Genomic DNA, 21,360 nt, shown 5'->3' on the forward strand with positions numbered 1-21,360 from the left:
CGACCAATCCCTTTGTCTCGTGCCATGCTCCCAATCTCTCAAAGCGGGGAGCCTCCATCAAACCCGGGGCGCTTCAGATTATCCTTCGCGAGTTCGGCATTTCAGATACGGCGCAGCGCTACATGGATGCCTTTCTTCGCAGCCCGCAGTTCCGCGCCGCGGCCAATTCATACGGCCGTAGACAGTCTCTCGTCGGCTTTGAAGAGACGGGGATGGCCGTCGAGGCGGCGGGAAACCAGCCTCGCATGTGCGACGGTTCTCGCTCACGGGATACCGATGTCTACGCGGCCGCATACAACCTTCCGTGCCGCACCAAAATTCGGGTCACGACGATGTCGTCCAGCGTAGTGTTGGACGTTCTTGACCGGTCCGGCTCCGCTGAGGATTGGAGCGCCATAAAAATGGCGCTCTCGCCAGCGGCCATGCGGTCGCTCGGCTTGGTGGGAAAGGGTGAGATTTCGTACACGATTCTTGGACTTCCCGAGTAGTTATCGGGACATGCCCAGGTGCTGACCTCTTGACGATGGCAGGGACTCTCGGCGCCGGATGTCCGAGGCTCGGAAGCCACTCCAATAGCTGGCTCAAACCCTGCCCGCATCGTGATGGCTCGCGCTCTCCCGGTGCCGCCGGAGCAACGAGCCTCCGAAGGACTACCAAGTCAGCTCGCGGTTAGCCGCCTCCTCCGAAGGTGGAGGCGGTAACCGGTTGCGACGAGTCCGACGCGGGGTTGGGTCCACGCGAGGCTGAAGGAATCTCTCGCGGACCACGCCCCTCGGACCGATCAATGTGATATCTGAACTGACTTTCTTCTCGCTAGCCTTCGCCCATCGTCCACCAGGCAACCGGATCAACTACTGGAACGGCTTGAGCGGCATTGGGCGCTGCACACGCGATCAGTGCACGACGTTCAACCCCTCGCGCTCCGCCGTGACCGCTCTCGATGAGGCAGTACACGAGATGACGACGGGCACCTCATTGAAGGGCCGAATATGAAAAGCGTCATGACGAAGCGAACAGCGGAATCAATCACAACTCTACATGTTTACGATGCTGCAGTTCTGAGAATGGATGCGCCATTTTCGCATGAACTCTTCACCACGCGCCCCTTCCGATGTCCACTCACCAGCCGCTGACTCATCAGCGAAATTCTGTCCTAGAGGTGAGACGCAATTTCCGGCTTGCAGCCAGGAACCTCCGGCGCGTACCGCTGTCGAGTCTGCTCTTCACTCGATGCTGCGGTACGTGCTCGCAACTCGCACGAGCGCTGGCGCATCACCGAGGTGCGGCTGACGCTCTCTGAACAACAGACCTGCTCCGCGCCAGATGTACCGTGTGAGTATGTAGTCCGTATCGTGTATTTCTGCGCCGCCATTGCGAGATTAGTTGAGAGCGCACCGAGGGCTTCTCATGAGTATTGCCTTGCACAACGCCGTCGTGCTCGAAAACGCGAACGGAGTCATTGCCCGTGAGCTTGCGAGACTGCTGCACGGATGGGCTCACGTGAGACTTCTGACCTCACATGACCACGCGGCGGAAGCGCCTGCCTACATATATGCTGAGCGCTGCGGGGACAGCGCAGCGCCATTTGACGTGAGTACCTCCAGTGGTTCGCCACTACCTGCGGCTGCATCATTTGCGCTTTACGCTCATGGCGAGTGGATCTCGACAACCGCTCACGGCGGCGCACCGCGACTAGTCATCAGTCGCCCGAAGGATCGCCTCGCGCTTCTGGCAGGATTGGCGCGGTCGTTTCAGAATCCAAAGCATTCTGGCACGCGAAACCCTGCCGTGCACGAGTTGCACCGGGATGTTGCGGACGTCCTGATTGGCTACGACTTACGCGCGACTGAAGCGCAATTCGCCACTCGCCTCGGTGTAAACCCGTCGACGTTGGGGCGCTGGTTCAAGTCGGTCGGCCCGCTGACATTTGGGCGACTCTCGCTGTGGCTTCGAATGACTGCCGTGGTGGATCGGTTGACCGTGCATCAACAGACGGTCGAGGCGGCGACGCATGCGTTGGGCTTTTCCGCGACCTCAAATGTCCAGCGCACATTTCGTACGCTATGCGGATTCAGCATCGGGGAAGTCAAGACACCGCTTGGACGGCGCCGGTTCGCGCAACAGCTCGAGGCAGCGATGTATGGACGCGCGAGCCGCGCGCGATAGGTATCGCGACGCCACTACGTTTGGTGGCGTATCACTCTTGTGCATCGGTGCACGAATGCGAAGTGGCATACCACGAGACCCGTCGTACTTTGCGAGTGCCGCAGGGCGGTCGCAGCATGTCTGAACGATTGCGCCAAGCCTTTAACGCATTGCGTACGGGCAGGCATAATCCGCGTCGGCGGTGCGGAGTGCAGATCGTAGGCCTCACACACCCCCCGCATCCTCAGGAGTGCCACCTTGGGGCGGATTGCACGACGCGCTTGCCTGGAGCGGAAGGAGGGCATGGCCTTCCCGACGCAGGGAATCACTCCTGCAATCGTTCTGCGAAACTGCAGAACGACGGCGCAGGAGCCACCACTATCCTATTTGAGGCGTACAATGGACAAACGCACCAAACGCCGGTCGATAGGCGTACTCATGCTGTTCGCTGGCGTCGGGCTGTTGACGGGCGCGCCCGTTGCCCGCGCCGATGATTCGGGCGATAGCTGGTGCTACGACAGCTGTGAGTACCTCCAGTCGCGATGCCAGAATCATCCAGGTGCCACATGCACGATCAAGCCGTGCATTACGGTTCTCGGCATCCACAAGAACTACACGTACGACTGCGGGTACGCGACCTGATCGACCTGCGCGCAGAGGCGCGTGAGGGCACGCAGGAGTTCAGGGCTTCAGCTCCCCTATCTGCCGGTACTCCTCGTTCTCCCAGACTCATCACCATTTGCTCGGAGTTCGAATGCAATCGAAAAGCAAGCGTCGCCTAGCATCCGTACTGACTCTCGCAAGTGTGGCACTCGTTCAGCCCAGCGCGATCAGGGCTGATGAGTCCGGCGGCAGCTACTGGTGTACGAGCGATTGCGACTACTCGATAGCCCTGCACCATTGCGGCCAGGGAACGCAGTGCACGCTTCAGACGTGCACCGGCGCCAGCGGCCTGCACTATCGTTTCACACTCTACTGCGCAGCCGCGCAGTAGGTAAAGGCAATGTCCCAAAGACCTGCTGGGGACGCTGCGAATGACTGAAAGCAAATCTGACAAGCTCGCAAGCTGGTTACTCGCGGCGTCCTCAGTCGTGGTTGCTGTCTCCGTCGTTTGGCGACTCTTCGTGTCGCCAGCGGCGGGGGCAAGGCCGAGTGACGGCGGCGAGCAGGCCGCTAAGTTTGTCGACGCGTGGAGGGACGCGGAGCACGTGGGAATTCACTTGTACGGACCGCCGTCTGCACCCGTGGTGCTTGCTGAGTTTGGTGATCTCGAGTGTCCGGCGTGTCGCGGATTTCACCCGACGCTCCACGCGCTAGCTCAAAGGCACTCTTCAGATCTAAAGATCATCTACGTACCCTTTCCGCTGCCGATGCATCGCTTTGCGCTGCCAGCCGCGAGGGGCATGGAATGCGCCGACTCTTTGGGGCTTGCGTCCAAGTGGGTGGACGCCGTGTACGAAGCACAGGATTCCCTAGGACTGCTTGACTGGAAGACCCTCGCGCAGCGCGTTTCCCCCTCGGCGTCAGATCGACTGGCAGAGTGTGCTACAAGCGGGCGGAGCTTTCAACGGATCGAAAGATCCACAGCGTTTGCCCTTGCCCATGAAATTGCGGCGACGCCAACAATCTGGGTCAACGGTTGGCAGTTCCGCGGCGGCCTTGCGCTGTCACGGCTAGACTCCTTGGTCAGCGACCTAGCAGCGGATGTCCGCGCGCAACGGTAGTGGCGCGGTCGGCACTTTCAGCGATTCGAGGAGAAGCGACAGCATGCACGCTGTGAATCAACGAGGTCTGATAGCGATGATGTCGCTCTGGCTCGCGCTTGGTGCTTGTAGAGAGCAGACCGCGACGCCTCACTCGGTTTCATTGAATCGAGATCGTGCCACCCGCGTGCTCGTTCAAGATGAGCTCCAGAGTGCGCGGCAGCTCCGACTCGCGGATTCGCCCTTACTGACCGTAGGAGGCCTCGCCAAGGACACGTCCATTGAGCTGAGGCATTCGAATGGGTTTCTCAACGCCGCACCGTCGACGAACGGTGAGCTCGCCATCATTGAGCTAGATCGCCTTCGCTTCTTTGGAGCCGATGGCGTTCATCGGATTAGCTTGGGACGCCAGGGAAGCGGCCCGAACGAATTCCGTGGACTCTCTCATGCCTGCCGATCACGAGGCGACACGGTTGTAGCATATGACTACGGACTACGCCGGCTGACCATTGCCACGTCAGACGGTCGATGGGTGCGCCAGATTCCCGTTGAAAAGATCGGGCAGCTGCCAGCCGACGGATGCCTGGCAGACGGACGAATCATCCTAAAACCGTTTGCGGGGTCAGCCGATGCGACGATTCATCTCCTGACACTGCAAGGGGAAGTCGTTGCACGTATCAATGCGGACTATGACACGGATCCCAATCGACGGATTACCGTGTTTGCGCGCGGTCGAGAAGTGTGGAGAGCCGACCCTTTACAGCAGGAGGTTATCGGACTCGATCAGGGCGGCCACGTTGTCCGGATCTTAACGCTGCGAGACGCGCTCAAGCGGATGACAGACGCCGAGGCGCTCGCGAACTCGCCCGAGGGAGCGCGAGCGGGTTCGCGCCCGAAATCCGGCGACGTTATATCGGCCAAACCGACGTACTGGCCGCTCTTTGAGAGCGCGAAGGATGGCGGTGATCGCATCTGGTTCGAGGAAACGGTGCGCGATGGAGGATTCGCCCCCTCAGTCTGGTATGCGGTGGGAGACGACGGGAGGCTGGTCGGTAAGCTATCGCTTCGGTTTGACGGTGACATCGTTCCGCCGGTCGTCGTGCGTTTCCAAGGAGACTCGGTTTGGCTACTTCGCCGAAACGCAGAAGGCATCGCGACCTTCTCCCTCTATCGAATTCTCGGACAGTCGCGCTGACCCGTGGCACCTCGCCGCTACAGCGGCGGCTTTTGGAATTGGGTGAGTCCTCAAAGCGACGAGCGCATCCGATCCCCTTCCCTGCCCGGGTCAGGACGCCCTTGCGGTGTCCATGCGTGAGTCTCTGCGGAGCTTGCCGTCGACGGCGTCGAACAGCTGTCGCACATTGCTATCAAGGATCTACATCCATCGTGTCCCTGCCATGCTCCAGTCGTCGCTCACGCGGGCGCGCCCCAGCTATACAGCAGTTCTCGCCTATCCCTTGAGGGCGATTCGGAGCGGCTTAATCATGGCCGGTAAGACGAACAACACCCCTAGCGTCGCGGACATGGTGCCACCGGCTGTCGCCAGCGCAATCGCCCCGAACATCGTCTGGGTACTCGTGCCTACACTCAGTGGGACGAGGCTTGCGAGCGATGCGAGCGTGATGACCACGATCATCGGCGCCCGGTCGAGTGCCGCAAACACGACGTGGCCGGCACGGAGCCTGCCGAACGTGCGCCATTTCTCCAGCACCGCATCGACGAAAAGAATGCCCTGATGCACCGCGAGCCCCACCACGAGAATGACACCCACTGCCGCCTCGCGCGTGAACGCCGCATCGGCCGCCCAGAACGCGACGACCACACCGGCCAACGCGAGCGGCACCGAGAGCAACACCATCGCGGCCCCCCAGACGCTGTCGAAGACGATGGCCACGCTGAGAATGACCAGGCAAAGGCCAATCGTAAACACGAGCCAGAGTCCTCGCGCACTCTCGTCGTCCTGGTCAAAGCGCCCGTCGGAGAGATCTTTAATGCTGTACCCCGCTGGCACGCTCAGCGACTTGACGAACGCATTGTGCGTGCGCCGCGCCAGCTTGGCCGGCCCGCGGAAGTCGTAGCTCACCTGCCGCACATACTGCTGATCTTCGCGCACTACGGTGCTCAGCGCTTCGCGTGCATCCACCGCCGCGACATCGCGCACCCGCACGGGCGCGCCGATCACGTTGGGCACCAGCGCATCCTGCAGCTCCTCGATGCTCCGCTCGCGCGCGCCGCTTGCTTTGACCGTGACCGGAAGTTCCTCGCCACCGATCTCGAGCCGAGTCCCTCCCACCGGCCCGCGCACCTCACGCGCGACCGCCTGCGCGAACATAGCCGCATTGAGTCTGTAGCGCGTAAGCGCCGCGCGGTCGGGGTCGAGCACCACCTGATACCCCCGCTCGCCGGCGCCCCACGCGTTCCCGCTCGTGATGCGCACCTCCTGCACGCGCGTGATGCGCTCGAGCCGCCGCTTGAAATCTTCGGCCACCCTTGACACCCCGTCGTACGAGAACCCCTTCACCTGCAGGCGGAAGGTCGCGAAGCTGCCGCCGCCCCCACCGCTCGAGAACCCTGGCCCGTCGCCGTAGACGCCAACCTGTGCGCCACCAATGAGCACCGCGCGCTGCGTCAGCAATTCCTGCAATTCCATCGGCGCCACGGTGAATGCCCCATCGCGCGTGAACACCACACTCATCTGCGCGCTTGTGCGTCCGCTCGACTGCGTGCGCACCTGCTCCACCTCCGGGCGCCCCACGACGATGCGCTCGAACTCGCGCATCGCGCGGTCCAGCCCGGCCGGATCCGACCCGCGCGGGAAGCTCAGCGACGCGGTGAGCGTGGTGCGACGTTCGCCCCACCCGCCCCAGCTCGCGCGTGGCACCTTCACCACAAACACCCACGTAAGCCCCGCCAAGGTGCTCACCGTGAGCAACAGCGTAGCCCATCGCCAACGGAGCGTGCGCGCCACGACCGCCGTGTAGAGATGCCTCACGCGCGGCCACGGCGCCTCGCGCGCCGCCACACGAACGGCAATACCGGCACCAAGCGCCGGCACCACGAGCAGCGCCGTGATCACGCTCCATACGAGCGCAATGACGAACGCCAGGGCGAAAGGCACAAAGGCCGCCCGCGCATTCCCCTGCAGATAGAGGAACGGAAAGAAGACCACTGCGGTGGTGAGGCTGCTCCCCACCACCGCTGGCGCAATGCGACGCGTGGCGGCCGCACGCCCATCCGGCGTGTCCGGCGCGCGCGCTAGGCGATCCACCACGACGATGGCATTCTGCACCAGAATACCCACGCCCATCCCGAGCCCGGCCAGCGTCAGCAGATTGGCCGGAATGTCCAACACATACAGCGTCAGTGCGGTGGCCGCGAGCGCCACCGCCGCCGCCCCCATCACCACCGCCACCGCGCGCCAGCGGCGCAGCAGAAGCGCCAGCACGAGCAGCACCGCGCCACAGGCAATCGCGGCGCGCGTCGTGAGATCGCGCAGCTCTTTCGCCAGCGCCACACTCTCGTCGTTCACGACGCGCAACCGAATGCCCGGCGGCATCACGCGCGTGAGCTCCGCGATCACCCTCCGGAGCGCCGCCGCCGTCTGAATCGCATCCGCGCCCGGATGCCGAGAGACGTCCACACTCACCGCCGAAGTGCCATCGATACGATAGAACCGTCCGCGCTCGTCTTCCTCGGCGCGAATGCTGGCCAGCTCCCCCAGCCGGAACACCCGTCCGCCAGCCCCCATCACCGGTAGCGCAGCCAAGCTATCGAGCGCGGCGGGTTGATCACGGAGTACCACACTCCGTACCTGCGCCTCGGTCGTGAGGTCACCGAGCGCCTCGACAATGCGCGCCCCCTGGATGGCCTGCGTGAGTCGTTCCGGTGGAAGCCCCATCTGCCGGAGCCGCGTCGCGTCGTAGCTCACCGACACGCCGAGGTCCGCCCCGCCGCGTAGCTGCACACCGGCCACGCCGGCGACCGTGGCCAGGCGCGGCGTGACGCGCTCGTCGAGCAGCCGCTGCAGGGCACCGGTGGTATACGGCCCCGACACCGTGAGCGATAGCAGCGGCGACTCCTGCAAGTCCTCCGGCACATAGTTCGACACGCTCGGCGGGTTCACGCCAGCGGGCAGCTCACTCCGCAGCAGCTCGAGCCGCTCGAGGATGGCCAGCCGCGCCATCGGCACATCGGCGCGCTCCTCAAGCTCCACTGTGAGCGTCGCGAAGTCGTCGTAGCTCGTGCTGTTCACTTGGCGCACACCACGCACGCCCAGCACTGCGCTTTCGATAGGCGAGGTGAGATAGGTCTCGATCACCTCCGGCGAAGAACCCGGCCACGCGGCGGCGATGCTGAGCCGCGGCAGCTCGACCGTCGTCTTGGTGGCAAGCGGCAGGCGCGTGAACGCGATGGCACCGGCAAATAGCATCGCAAGGCAACTGGCCAAGACAACGGCCGGACGGTGCACGGCGGCGTGGATCACCGCGTACGCGCCTCCAGTGCCGCATACCCCACCGGCAGCAGGAAGAACGTCACCAGCAACGCGCTGATTGACCCGCCAATGATCCCCGCCGCGAGCGGCTGATACAGCGCGCCACCACTGCCCCAGCCGAACACGAGCGGGAGCACTCCGGTAACGGTGGTGATGCTCGTCATCGCAATCGCTCGTAGCCGCTGCTCGCCGCCACGCAGAATGGCTTCCTGCAACGGCAGCCCCTGCTCACGGAACTGGCGAATGGCATCGAGCTTCACCACCGCTTCGTTGTCGGCCATGCCGATCATCACCACGATGCCGATGAGGCTCACAGCATTGAGGCTCTGCCCCGTGAGCCACAAAAAGATCACCGCCCCCGCGCCGGCGAGCGGCACCGTGAGCATCACCACCAGCGGAATCGTAAAGCTGGCGAATTCACCCGCGAGCACGAGGAACATGAGCGCCGCCGCGAGCACCACCACCAGCGTGAGCTCGTTGCTGGTGCGCTGCCGTTCGCTGTCGGCGCCGGCCACCTGCCACGTCACACTCGGCGGCAGCGCCATGCGCGCGAGCGTCGCCTGCACCGCCTCGGTGGCTCGCGCGGTACCGCCTTCCTCCACGAGCCCTTCCACCATGGTGACCGGCCGCTGCCCCACGCGTACCACTTCCACCGGTGCACGCACCTCCGTCACGGTGACCAGCTGCTCCACCGGCACACCACGAATGGTGGTGCGCAGTGCCGTGGCCAGGTCTTCGTTGCCCGCCCCCGCATAGCGCACCGCAATGGGCGTGCGCCGATCCGTCTCGCGCAAATCGCTCGCCGCCACACCGCCCAGCGCGCCCGCCAGCGCACTCGCCACCTGCTGCGGCATGATGCCGCGCTGCGCGAGGCGCTCGCGTTCGAGCCTGATCTCGATGAGCGGCTGCGTGGCCGCATACGCATCGCGCACGTCGGCCAGCTCCTTCACCTGCGCTAGCTGGCGGCGTACACTGTCCGCCCACTGCTGCGCAAGCACCGGTGTCGGCGCCGATAGCTCGACGCGTACTAGTCGCCCTTCACGGCCGATGAGCGAGCCGAATTCACTCTGCCCCGCGAGATCAATCGCCAGCGCCCCGTTCGCCAGGTCCGGCACCTTCGCGCGCAGCTGCTGCGCGAACAGCGCCGCGTCCGCACCCGTTGGCACTGGGACGATGAGCTGCGCCGACGCCGAGGTCCCTGGATCTGCCCCCGCGAGAATCTCTTCATCGGTGGCCTTTCCCACGCGCGCATAGATGTCCCGCGCACCAAGCTGCTTTGCCGCGCTCTCAAGTCTCGCGACTTGGGCCGTCGTCGCCTCGAGCGCCGTCCCCTGCGGCAGCCCCAGCTGCGCGACCAGCACCCCTTCATCCACGCGCGGCAGAATCTCCTTTGGCAACATGACGATCAGCACGACAGTCAGCGCGAGCGAAGCAAGCGCCCCGCCAAACACCGTGCGCGGATGCGCCAGCGACCAAATCACACCGCGCTCATACCAGTTCGTCATCCGTCGACCGACCAGCGTTAATCCACCCACCGTCGGCACGGTCGATCTTACTATTGAGTCGACGTCTGGGTTCTCGCGATTAGCCTCATTCTCCGCTCGCCGCCGCCCAACGAGCAGCACCGGCATCAACGTCAACGCCAGCACCAAGGACGCCGCCACCGTGGTGACCACCGACAGCGACAGGTCGCGAAACAGCGCCGCCGCCAATCCGCGCACAAACACAATCGGCCCAAACACCAAGACTGTCGTCAGCGTCCCCGCTAACAGCGGCGCCGCTACGTCGTCCGTCCCCACCACCGCCGCCTCCCGCAGCGGCATCCCCTCGTCTCGGCGTCTCGACACCGCTTCGGCCACGACAATCGCCGTATCCACCAGCAACCCCGTTCCCAGCGCGAGCCCGCCGAGCGACAGCACATTGATGGTGACGCCGAGCGCCTGCAGCGCCACGAGTGCCATCAGTACCGATAGCGGCACCGTCAGCCCAATCGCCAGCGACAACCGCCAATCGCGCAGAAAGAGCAGAATCACCAGCAGCGACAGCACGCCACCCGCCACGATCTCCTGCCCCAGATTCGACAGCGCATCCACCACGAAGTCCGCCTGCGCCGCCACGACCGTCACGGCGAGGCCGGGAAACTCGTTCTCGAGCAGCCCCAGTGTCTCGCGCAGCCGCTGTGTCACTGCCACTGTGTTCGCGCCGGCGTCCTTGTAGACCACGAGACCCACCGCCTCTGCGCCGTCGAGTCGCGTCAGCGTGGTGGGCTCGGCGAGCCCCAACTGTACGGTGCCCACGTCGCGCAGCGTGAGCCCGCGACCCGGCAACCCGATGGGGGCGTCGAGAATCTCCGCCGGCCCGCGGAACTCGGTGAGCGCGCGCACGGAGAAGCGGAATTGTCCGCGCCGAATCGTACCGCCGGCCCCCGCCACGTTCTGCGCACGAATACTGGCGGCGACGTCCTCCGGGGTGAGATCGAGCGCCCGCAGCTTGTCAGCATCGAGCGACACGCGCACTTCATCGGTGGGCGCGCCCACCACCGCGACACTCGCCACCCCTTCGATCTGTTCGAGCCGCCGCGCGTGCACCTCGGTGGCCGTGCGCGCCAGCGCCCGCAGATCCGCCGCCTGCCGATTCGCCGTGGCATTCGGAATCGCGTTCGCCGCCGGCTTCACCGCCAGCACCGCAATTGGCCGCTCCCCCGGATCGCTCGTCAGCAGCGTCGGCCGCTCGGCGCGCTCCGGCAATCGCCCGCGCGCCGCATCGAGCCGCTCGCGCACCGCGAGCACCGTGCCGCGCATATCGGTGCCCCAGGCGAAGCGCGCGGTGGTGGTCGCCTCGCCGTTGCGACTTACACTCCGCAACTCCACCAGCCCCGGCGTGGCCGCAATGGCCTCCTCGATAGGCTCTGCCACGAAACGCGACACTTCCGTGGCCGCCGCTCCCACATACGCCGTGCGAATCGTGAGCACCGGTAACGACACGTCGGGCAGCAGCGACACCGGCAGCCGCGTGAGCGAGACCGATCCCAGCAATAGCACCGCCAGAATGGCCGCGACCGTGGCCACTGGGCGGCGCACCGCATACGCGGCGATACTCACCCGCGGGGCTTCGCGTCGGAGACCTTGGCTGGCGCCACTTTCACCGGCGCATCATGCGTAAGCGTAAGATGACCCTCCACGATGACCGGATCACCCGCTTTCACGGGGATCTCCCCGGTCGCTGAATCGGGCAGCACCTCCGTTTCGCGCCCGTTTGATCGGCCAGGTACGATGTACGTCCACTGCGCGCGCCCGTCTCGCACGACAAATACCAGCGGCCGCCCGTCGCGTTCGATCACCGCGCGACTTGGCACCAGGCGCCGCCGGCGCAGCCGCGTCGCTTCGAGCTCCACGTCGGCGTACATTCCCGGGCGCAGAATGCCGTCTCCTGACACACGCACGACGGCGCGCCCCGCGCGACTCGTCGAATCCACCAGCGGCAGCAGCGCATCAACACGCCCGCGCAGCACCCGCCCCGGTGCGCCCGCACTCGTCACTTCGGCCTCGCCGCCCACCTTCACCAGGGGCAGGTCATGCTCCAACACCTGCGCCTCGATGCGCAGGTTACGCGTATCGACCACGGTGAGCAGCGGCTGCCCCGCACCAATCTTCTCACCGACCGCGACATCGATACCGTCCACCATCCCCGCCATCGGCGCGCGAATCACCGCGCGATCCTGCTCATACTTGGCCCGCTCGAGCCGGAGCCGCGCTCCCGTCAGCCCCGCCTTGTTCATCAGAGCCTTGCGCTGCTCCGCTGTCGGCGCACGCCCGGTGACCAGCGACTCCGGCACAAAGCTTTCGAGAAACCGCTGCTCCGCCTCGTCGGCCTGCGCTTGCGCCTCGCGGACGGCGAGCTCGAACGGATAGTTGTCGAAGCGTACCAGCTCCTGCCCCGGCGTGACCACTTGTCCCGGCCTAACGAGGAGCTTTGCCACCGTTCCGCCGACCTCGCTGCGCAGCTTCACCACCGCGTCCGAGCGCACTTGGCCCGTCGTCCGCACATGCAGGACCAAGTCGCCCTCACGTGCTGCTTCGGCAGCCACCGGCAAGCTCAACGGAGTCCGGCCTGAGTCACTGGACATGGCGGCGAGACTGTCGCCAGCGACCGAGCGGGTCGAGTCGTTGCCGACCGACGCTCCGCTGGAGCAGGCGACCCCAAGCACCAAGAGTACCAAGCAGCGATGTCGAGCACTCTTCATGTCGAGCACAGTCGACGGCGGTCGAAGCGCATCGCACCGGCATCTGTCGAAGTCGCCAACCATGCATACGCTCGACCAATCCCGAGTAGGGCCGCCCCCGCGGGGAGTTCTTGTACGCAGGTACCCGTTTGCCGAACCACAGACAAGCGACTCGGCCGTCCGAGGGTGGGGTCGCCCGCTTCAAGGATCGCCACCACGGCGCCCGCCACCATCGCTGTGCGAAACCGTAGACGCTGAGCGGGCTCGGGCACGCGGGCACGAAGGTATCGGGGGATTAGGCTATCGCGCTGAAAAGGCGGTGGAAGCTGGCGAACGGTCTGATCGACCAGGCGGTCAACGTCAGTCATCTCGACGACCTCGGATTGCAGCGGCAACGCCATTCTCGCCACCAGCTGTGGCTTCGGTAATCCGGTCACGCGCACGTCCAGGCTGGTACTTTCGTCAGTGGGAATAAAGCTCGCGGCGGCGATTGAGGTACCGTCGGACGAGAGCGCCAGTTGCGTGGCCCTATCGATTAGCGGACCCAAGGGCGAACCGAAAAGGTAGCTCTGAAACTGCCCAGTTTGAAGAAATAAAATGCGATTCCCCAAGACCATCGAATCCACCGGTGTCAACGCCTCGCCTTGTCCCACCATCACGACGTCCCGCTCTCCCAAGGTCGCGTGCGCGGGCATGAGCCGTGGGACCAACAGGGCGAGCGTATCCGGATGCAGCGCCACAATGGCGAGCGGTACATACCGCCCGCGATTCGACTCCGATTCTGCTGCATGGAACGTGAACTGGTCCGGCCGCTGCCCAGGGCGCCAAGTGACGACTGTCTGTTGATCGGACAGCATTCCCACAATCGTCCCGTCGAGTTCGGTCAATCGAACAACCCTGAGCGTCGGCGAAGCGCTCCTCAGAACGAGGGCCGCTGTATCGAGCAGCCGGCCATCAAGCGATACGCGGTGCCACACAATGCGATTCGCGGATGAGTAAGCGAGCGTGAGCACCGAATCGTTGGCCACGGCACGCACCGTGTCGGGCATGACCTGAGCCCCCACGCTCGCGCTCTGTAGCAACAGGACGGTTCCGCACAGCAGACCTAACATTCGTCGGCCTCCCGGAGTGTCCCAGCCTCTAGGACGAGCACTTGCGCTGGCTCGGCATGGGAGATGAAAAGTGCGTGCGCCGATGGGGACGAGAAGGCGACTGGCGTGAGCCCATCGATTCTGCGTTGTCTCACGGCGACGGCAGCACTACAACCCTTATAGGCGAGCACGCGCGAGCCGCTTCGCGGGTCTGCGAGCACGAGTACATCCCCAAGCGATGCCAAAGGTAGGCTGCTCAGCAACGACCACGACGGCCCAACTGGCGGGTTCGCGTTTACTGTCGTCACCACGTCATTCCACGCCGCGGAGCGGCGAGACTGCCAGTAGATCCGCAGCGGGAGGTAATGATCTACCACCGCGAGGACGCCGTTAAACACCACGAGGCGGGGTTGCGCCGGTGCCGGAACCTCTAGGGTCGTCACCGTGGCCGACGCGACCGAGACGGTGTCCATCACGTTATACGACCGAAGCGTCAGGCGATTTTGGCGACGCTCCAGCGTCCAAAAGCGCTGCGCGAATACGCTGACATCGAGGAACGTGGCGCCGGCGAGGTGTGCGATTGACGCCTCATGGCGGCACGTACCACGCTCCGTCAGCGTCGCGAAGCGCATCGCCGCAGAATCGAGCACGATGGGGTCCGACCCGGTAGACCGCAGGAAGTGCAAGGCAATGCGGCAATGAATCGGCAGCCGACTCGCCCCTCGTGCGGTCACCAGCAACGCTGATGTATCGCCGCGCCCCAGCAGCGCTACGGCGCCGCTAGGAAAGACGCCACTCAGTTCCACTGGCGCGCCGGGCGGGAGGTCGTAGCGAGCCACCTCGCGAAGCTCAAGACGCTGTGCAAAGCTGGGACGAACTGCGACGGTGAGCGCGCTTAGCAAGAGTACGAACCACAACGGCGCCGCGCAGAGCGACACAGAGAGCTGAGCAGGCTTGGGGACGCAAACAAGCGGCATTGAATTTCTCCAGCGCGCGGCTGTTGCGCGTGGGTGAACAGACACGGCCAGAATTGGGGCCCGTCACCAGCAAGTCAACCCTCGCCAACGCCTCCGGGCCGGATACGTAAAGTCGCCTCTTGCCTCGTAGAGGCCGGGGCAATTCCCATACATTGGGGAGCGCTCTCCTACTACCAACGACTTCTCTTTCTAAGGAGCGTGTATGCGTCAGCGATTGATGGCATTCTTGATTTGTGCGTTCACTCTAGCGGCGGCGTCCACCCCGGCGTCGGCGGCGTCATCTCACGCGCCCGGCGCGCCCGCAGTAATGACGCCGCCGCTTGCGTTGCCGGTGGCGGCGCCAGCGCCTACACTGCCGGGACCAAACTGTCGGCAGTGCTGGTTCGACTTCTCCGATCTCAACAACATCATCGGGAACTGCAGTGAGCCGCAGGATGTGGGTATGATGAACTGCATGGTCTCCGGCACAACCTGCACGAATTGGGATCCGTGCAACGAAACGTTCGATCAGCAGGCACATGCGCTCGCGCTCGACGGGCGCGCAATCGTGGTCCGTGGTCCGGAAGCCGGAGCGATGCGACGGGAGGCTCGACTCGTCAACGCTAATGGCACTATTGCGTGTACTCTCGTGAACGCGCCGTCGCGCGCGCCCAACGACGCTGCTCCTGTTCGCATCGTGATGTAGCCACGTCGTATTCCGGGCGCTCCCCAACGCGCCGAACTGTGGTGATCCGTATTACTGTGCGAGCTAACGCCGGCCACCGCCGGCTACTGATGAATTCCGCCGATCCTTCATTTCGCAGGAGATGCCCAGTGCACCTTCGGTTGATGAAAGCTGCGCTCCTCGGCTTATCCTTCGGGGCACCGCATCTCGCCGCGCAGGTGCCGCGATCTGAGTCGGGTACCGGCGCCGCTATCCCCCCCGTACACTTGGCCACGATTCCGGGCAACCCGTCACTTGATGTGCCGACGAGTGTGCACGTCTATCGTGACTCTGTTGCCGTTTGGTTTGCGCGCGGGACGGCTTCAGTCGAGCTGCTGACATTGAAGGATGGCCGCGTACGTCGAGTCGGACGAGAGGGTCGCGGTCCGATGGAGTTCTCGCCTACCTCCGTGGTTCAGGGTCTCCGCGCGGACTCCGCAGTCGTCCAAGACTACGCACTCCGTCGCCTGACCATTGTATCGCTACAAACGCTGAAGGGACGTGTGGTCACCGCCGCGGATTTTGACGGCGCGACCGGCGTCGTCCTATCGCGGACGTTTGGAGATGGCGGCTACATTGGACTTCGACCGATCACGAAACCCGGAGCCGGACCCACGGCGTATTTCGTAGACACTGCCGAAATCGTGCTTGCACCTGAGGTCGGCACCAGCACCACTCTGGCTCGGATCGGCGTGGGAGCGGGGATCCGCGTGCGTACGGAAAGCGGCTACCTCGTTACCGATCCACTTGTCGATGTAACACTACCGTGGGCGGCGACGCAGCGCGCACTATACTTTTTCTCCGGCAATGGCGATTCGCTCAACATCTCGTTGGGATCGAATGCGCGACGTACGACATTCGAGGTAACGTTGCCGACCGCCGAACTGCTGCCGGGCACCGCTCGCGAGATGCTCGCGAAGCGGGCGCGTGGAATGCGACTCTCGGCGAACGTCGAGCGGGCCCTTCCGGCCCAGATCCACTTTCCTCGTGCGATCCCTTTGACTGAGCGCCTCTATCCCGTCGAAGGTGGGGGGTTCTGGTTGCGAACGAGGGTGGCGCTATCGACCCAATCGATGCAACTCATGACCAAGTATAGCGACACGCTCGCACCGCTCGCCTGCTTCCATCTCGCGCGAAAGCAGCGCGTCCTCGGCGTCGGCGAGCGCATCACCATAGTTGGCGAGGAAGACGAAGACGGGCTCCTACAGCTTCGGGTAGGCACCGCAACGAATGGATGTGGGCTGCCACTGCTACGGAAGCCCGGCCCCCGCCAGCGGAGGTAGTGAGTGGCAGCAAGGGGTGCGTTCCGAAGCGACGCCGCAATGAGAACGCCCTACTATCGCAGCGCCCCGAACGACCGGCGCTCCGAGCAGATTCACGCGCCGACCGTTGCACTGCGCAAGCGATACCCAAGGAAGCGTATGACATGCCTCCGGCAGGGTGACCGCTAGTCCTTCAGCCCATGCCGAACGGCGGAGGGCCCTGACCACGGGAGTGGGTGCTTCGTGAGGAGTTGCGCCCATGACGCCAGCGCGATTCGCACGGGGGGAGAGTAGAGGTCGACCTGCTCAAGCAACTGCAGCGCGTCAGCCGGCTCAATCATGGCGAGCGCCCAACATGCTAACTCGCGGCACCCCGACTCCGCGTCCCGAAGGCTGAGTTCGCGGAGTAACTCACAATCGTATTGCACTCCGTGGATTCCGAGTCCCGCCAGCGCCATCAAGCGCACGTCTGCCGGTGTTGAGGTTTCCCGCAAGAGCGCACGGAAAGACGACGGCCGCGGGGTCGCCCCAAACGTTCGCCGGACTCGCGCAGCCAGGTGGCGCAGGCGTCGCGGTCCCAGTCGTTCGCAGAGAATCTGGCGCACGTCGCTCATGTCGTACACCCGGCCCCATCCCGACTCACGCTCGCCGGCTGGCGCGTCGACCGGTACGCGCTTGGAGCGGGCGCGACGGGTGGTGTACTGGGTCACCGCGCGAACGGTGATCCGCACGCGTTCCAGACGCAAGAGTTGCGACGCCCAATGTCGTATCGTCGGAACATCGAGATACGCCCCGGCGGTCCACTCGGAGGCCTCACGCTCGGAAAGTTCGCCGGTGGCGTTCGACTTCGGTGCCAACGCCCGAACGTGCCGCTGCACCGCGCGCTCGATGGCACCGAGCTCACGACGTGTTTTCGTGGTACGGGCGGTCGCTCCGAGTGCTAGCAGCGACTGGAGACTCTCCCGAACATCCGCCAGGACCGCGTTCAGTTCGTCGCGTCGACGGTCCAACACCTCTGCGACCGCCACCCGCGCCCGACCGAGCAGCCGAGTCCGTTCTAACGCCCGCCTTGCATCGCGCGTGACCAGTAGGGCTCGCACAAAGATGCGCCCCCGGGCATGATGCTCAACGGTCGTGAACCATCGAGCCCCATCGACGGTCCCCAGCTCAATCAGCTGTTCGGTCATCTCTAGCGGGCGATTCCCCATTACCTGTCGTGCGGTCGCAATGGGATTGTCTCGCTCGTGCCACGTCGCCCGGACGCTTTCGGCGATGTCGCGGAGGCACGCGGCACCGACGGGCGACGCGTTGATCGCGCCGACGAAGAGCTCCGCGAGTGTGCCTCCGAGACTCTTCGTGTGTCGCACACGCGTTGGTGCGCCCACGGGGACAGAGCGTCCGGTCGTCGACGCCGGGGCGAAGAGGACCTGCTCCGGCCGCCCCTCCCGAATTGTCCGCCACCGCATGGGATGGACGAGCGCGAGGTACTGAACCGCTCGCGTGAGATCCGCGTGATCGACCTCGTGGCCAAGGCTTCGCGCGCGCACGATGATTGCGCCGGTGCCGATTGGTCGGACGGCGCGCCCCTCACGTTCGGCGGCGCGCATTTCCTCCAGCATCGCCGTGAGCACCAGCCCGCGTGACGTGGCGCAGTTGGTTCTCGCGACCACGCTGTCTTCATGGGCGAGCAGACGATATTCATGCTTTCGACCGTCCAGACGCGCGACGCGACGCTCCACGATACGTCGGGAGAAGAACTTGGTGAATACTTGATGGACTTTAGTCCGCGCGCTGTGCGCAAAGAGATCGTCCAGTTCCGGCCAAGTCGTGACGCAGGTGGGAGAGATCCAGCTGTCTCGCTCCAACGGCCGTCCGAGCCACGCTTGGCGAACACGCTCAGCAATACACCCGCCAATCCATGCTTCTCCGGCGGTTGGATCGAGGTCAAAGGGGATCGTGAGCGGCTGGGCGATGGCGGTCCGCCGCAGCAGACCGGGGTCTTGAGATCGGGGCGAGCGAGTCATGGCCGCAGCCTAGAGCGGCCGGCGGCAAGTCGCCCGAATCGCAGTTCTCTTCGCTAGCTCAGCTGAGTCAGAGCCCGCGCGTTACGGACTGCCCCAGGCGGGCACGAGGTCGGCCGGACAGCGGAGTCACGTCCTGTCGGCGGGCTCGTGACCTTCGTGGCCCCATGGTCCGATGCCAACGACACCACGCAGCTGGCCGACCGCTTCGCTGGCACCACGTGCCCGCCGGCGATGAGTGCCACCTATCGCGAGGAGCATCGGCAGCATAAGGAGTCGGCGTGGGCACCTCCCGCAGGTATGCCGCGCCGCGAACGCTGCGTGTTACGGGCCTTGACCCAAACGGCGGGCGTATTCCTCGAACGCTGAGGCTGCGCGTGGTGACTCCAACAGCTGCTGCCATCGTGTATCGGCGGGATCGGGCCGCCCGAGGCCCACACACCAGAGCAACTCCAGCGCGCGGCGGCGATCCGCTCCAGACCCGAACGTGCGCAACGCCCTCCACTCGAGGTCGAGCGCGTCCCATCGCCTTTCGTCCCGCGCCACACGGGCGACGTGCTCCACGGCAATCGGTCGGAAGAATGGAGCGGCAGCCCGAATCCGTGCGCGCAATGCCCAGCGACTTTGAGGCGCACCGGCTTGCCGTCGAAGTACCTCCATCGCCTCGTGCGACGTCAGCCAGCATCCTGCGGACTCATCCAAGCACCGGGGGCGCTCCGTGGCCACTGAGAGGAACGTGGAGAGGGTCTCAAGCAGCGCCGTGGCGTAACGTTCCGCTCGTTGCAACTCCTCTCGCCACGGCGCACCGGCCGCCAGCGCCGCCTCACGAAGTACCGGCACGGTGATTTGCACCGTCCGCAGCAGTCGTTCGGCAGTGGCGATTCGCCCGATATTGGACATGTGCGCTATCGCGCGATCCCGAACCATACGAAATCGCAAACCTCGAAGCCATTGGGCTTCCTGGAGCGCGGCGAGATCCAGCACACCGCGAACCGCGTCACTCTTGAGGGCGAGGACGACGCTGCCGTCGAACCACCCAATAGAGCGCACCCCGTCATTATCGGTCGCGGTCTCGGACACGCCGCGCACACGCCGACCACACTCGTGCAACTGGCGGCGCACGAGGCCGGCCTCTTCCGCGGAGAGGGACCGAAGCATCTCGCGAAACACGACCGCGCGCCGACCGGTCCTGCGGACCTCCGTTCCGACTCGCTCGGCGACCGCTTCTATCGGCGCCTCCGGAACGCCCCCGACCCCACGACTCGCAACGGACACCCAGTGCATGCCACCACGCGGTGGATGCCGTGCCTCCACCAAGGGTGTGCGTCGCCGAGCGAGGTTGCGCAACGCCGCATACACGGCGTGCCACGTCAGCCGCGCCTGCCAACGCGGATCCGCCCGCTCGCGTAGCGTGCAGAGGAGCTCACTGGTGCTAAACGCCGCGCCTGTCGAGTACGGAGGAACTGCGCAGATGGCGCGCTGCACCCCTTCGATTATCGTCGGCGCGCGCTGGTCGAGCGTGGGGGAACCCGCATCGTGCGGCCAGTACAGCCGTCGACCGCCAGAGCGTATACCCGCCACGAGGCCGACGATGCGAGCCTGCCCCGTCCGCGCCCGTTCATCGAGTACCCGCTCCACGTCGCGCGGTCCTAGTGCGGCCGCTCGAACCGCGTCGACACGGGCGCACGCCGCGCGCACGTCTCCAAGGCGCTGTGGATATCCGGTGCGACAGGCTTCGGCATGGAAGACTGACCAGATCCAGCCGTTCTCGAGCGCTCGTCGGCTCCGCACCCGGTCGCCCTGCTTACGAGGTTCGACGACGACGATTGCGCTTTCGGGTCTGGTACTCACGGGCGAACGCAACAGAGGCGGCCACCTGCGTGGCGCGGAACGCTATCGCGGTCTCCACCGCGTGGCGCAAACTCGCTCCGTTCTTGATACGGATCTCGACCTCGCAGACCAATGTATCGAGTTCGCGCGGCTCTCCCCGGCAGGCACCGTGAAGGATCTCAATCACACGTCGCGTGTCCTTCGTCGGCTTGGCGAAGATCTCCCCGATGATGCCGTCGCGGGTCTCGAGAAAGGTCTGGAAATCCTCCGTGGACCAGTGCTGAAAGACCAGCACGCGACGGGTCCGCGAGCTCAGCGACTTCTGCTCGTCCATCTTGTTGGCGAGGTCGTCCATGCCCACGAGGAGTATACTGAGCCGCCAATGCTCCTCCAAGGCAAGATTGGTGATATGCGCCATCCCCCGCATTTCCGCTTCGGTCTTCGTACCCGCCTCGTCGACCACGATGAGCTGAATGTTCATCAGCCGACAATGCTCCACCACCATCTCGGCGAGCTCGTTCTCGGTCATATGCTTGTACTCACCTGCGCTGAGCGACTCCTCAAGGACCCCTTGAAAGACGGTATACACGCCACGTTTCATCCCGCGCGTAGTCTCGTGATCCGCGTCGCCTGCGGTCGCAAAGTAGACGGCACGAAACGCACCTGGCAGGTTTGCGTCTGCCTCTTGATTGCATTCTAACGCGAGTTGCTGGGCAGCAATGCTCTTCCCGAGCCCGGGCGGACCAGTCCACTCTTGCAGGCCAGGCGTCTTCAGCTGCATGCGCGCCAGCGTGATGTAGGGCCGAAGCTGTGCATGTTCGATGATATTCCCGAGAATCGGATCGCGACGCAGAATTTTTGGAGGGGCAGCGAGAAGTGTGCTCATAGATCGCGGCTGGTAGGGTTAGTATCGC

Annotated in this window: 14 protein-coding genes; 6 read left to right on the top strand and 8 right to left on the bottom strand. The window is 64.7% G+C overall.

All coding sequences use genetic code 11. From position 1 onward, the window contains the following. From K2R93_06410 to K2R93_06425, 4 genes are all read left to right on the top strand, one after another. Positions 1-488, top strand: a 488-nt coding sequence (locus K2R93_06410; protein MBY0489456.1) for a septal ring lytic transglycosylase RlpA family protein, incomplete at its 5' end; no start/stop codon positions are given. 919 nt (positions 489-1,407) lie between these two features. Next, positions 1,408-2,166 carry an AraC family transcriptional regulator gene (locus K2R93_06415; protein MBY0489457.1) on the top strand — a complete coding sequence of 253 codons (759 nt, stop codon included), beginning with the start codon at positions 1,408-1,410 and terminating at the stop codon, positions 2,164-2,166. Between the two features lie 1,013 nt (positions 2,167-3,179). After that, positions 3,180-3,869, top strand: a complete 690-nt coding sequence (locus K2R93_06420) for a DsbA family protein (protein MBY0489458.1) — start codon at positions 3,180-3,182, stop codon at positions 3,867-3,869. A gap of 43 nt (positions 3,870-3,912) precedes the next feature. Further along, positions 3,913-5,043, top strand: coding sequence for a hypothetical protein (locus tag K2R93_06425; protein ID MBY0489459.1), 1,131 nt, complete (start codon positions 3,913-3,915; stop codon positions 5,041-5,043). A gap of 255 nt (positions 5,044-5,298) precedes the next feature. Here the strand turns inward: K2R93_06425 and K2R93_06430 are convergent, their stop codons facing one another. The 5 genes from K2R93_06430 to K2R93_06450 form a co-directional block, all read right to left on the bottom strand. Then, complete coding sequence (locus tag K2R93_06430) at positions 5,299-8,331, bottom strand: efflux RND transporter permease subunit (protein MBY0489460.1); 3,033 nt, start codon at positions 8,329-8,331, stop codon at positions 5,299-5,301. Further along, on the bottom strand, positions 8,328-11,441 hold the full coding sequence (locus tag K2R93_06435; GenBank protein ID MBY0489461.1) for an efflux RND transporter permease subunit: 3,114 nt from the start codon (positions 11,439-11,441) through the stop codon (positions 8,328-8,330). Before K2R93_06435 ends, K2R93_06430 begins: the two co-directional genes overlap by 4 nt. Further along, the gene (locus tag K2R93_06440) at positions 11,438-12,427 is read right to left on the bottom strand and encodes an efflux RND transporter periplasmic adaptor subunit (protein MBY0489462.1); all 990 of its coding nucleotides are present in this window, start codon (positions 12,425-12,427) and stop codon (positions 11,438-11,440) included. Before K2R93_06440 ends, K2R93_06435 begins: the two co-directional genes overlap by 4 nt. Positions 12,428-12,579: 152 nt before the next feature. Next, the gene (locus K2R93_06445) at positions 12,580-13,611 is read right to left on the bottom strand and encodes a hypothetical protein (protein MBY0489463.1); all 1,032 of its coding nucleotides are present in this window, start codon (positions 13,609-13,611) and stop codon (positions 12,580-12,582) included. A gap of 56 nt (positions 13,612-13,667) precedes the next feature. Beyond that, positions 13,668-14,492 (bottom strand): hypothetical protein, encoded by an 825-nt coding sequence (locus K2R93_06450; protein MBY0489464.1) that lies wholly within the window; start codon positions 14,490-14,492, stop codon positions 13,668-13,670. A gap of 340 nt (positions 14,493-14,832) precedes the next feature. Here K2R93_06450 and K2R93_06455 point away from each other — a divergent pair, with 340 nt between their 5' ends. Further along, positions 14,833-15,315 (top strand): hypothetical protein, encoded by a 483-nt coding sequence (locus K2R93_06455; protein ID MBY0489465.1) that lies wholly within the window; start codon positions 14,833-14,835, stop codon positions 15,313-15,315. A gap of 245 nt (positions 15,316-15,560) precedes the next feature. Further along, positions 15,561-16,616: a hypothetical protein gene (locus K2R93_06460; GenBank protein MBY0489466.1), complete on the top strand. Its 1,056-nt coding sequence runs from the start codon at positions 15,561-15,563 to the stop codon at positions 16,614-16,616. Positions 16,617-16,780: 164 nt separating this feature from the next. On the opposite strand, the gene K2R93_06465 is transcribed toward K2R93_06460, so the two are convergent. The 3 genes from K2R93_06465 to K2R93_06475 form a co-directional block, all read right to left on the bottom strand. Further along, entirely contained in the window at positions 16,781-18,619 is a 1,839-nt protein-coding gene (locus K2R93_06465; protein ID MBY0489467.1) for a hypothetical protein, read from the bottom strand. A gap of 321 nt (positions 18,620-18,940) precedes the next feature. Further along, entirely contained in the window at positions 18,941-19,774 is an 834-nt protein-coding gene (locus tag K2R93_06470) for a hypothetical protein (protein ID MBY0489468.1), read from the bottom strand. Between the two features lie 646 nt (positions 19,775-20,420). Continuing rightward, on the bottom strand, positions 20,421-21,332 hold the full coding sequence (locus K2R93_06475; GenBank protein ID MBY0489469.1) for an AAA family ATPase: 912 nt from the start codon (positions 21,330-21,332) through the stop codon (positions 20,421-20,423). Between the last annotated feature and the right edge of the window lie 28 nt (positions 21,333-21,360).

The sequence above is a fragment of the Gemmatimonadaceae bacterium genome, from assembly GCA_019752115.1.
Taxonomy (GTDB): domain Bacteria; phylum Gemmatimonadota; class Gemmatimonadetes; order Gemmatimonadales; family Gemmatimonadaceae; genus Gemmatimonas.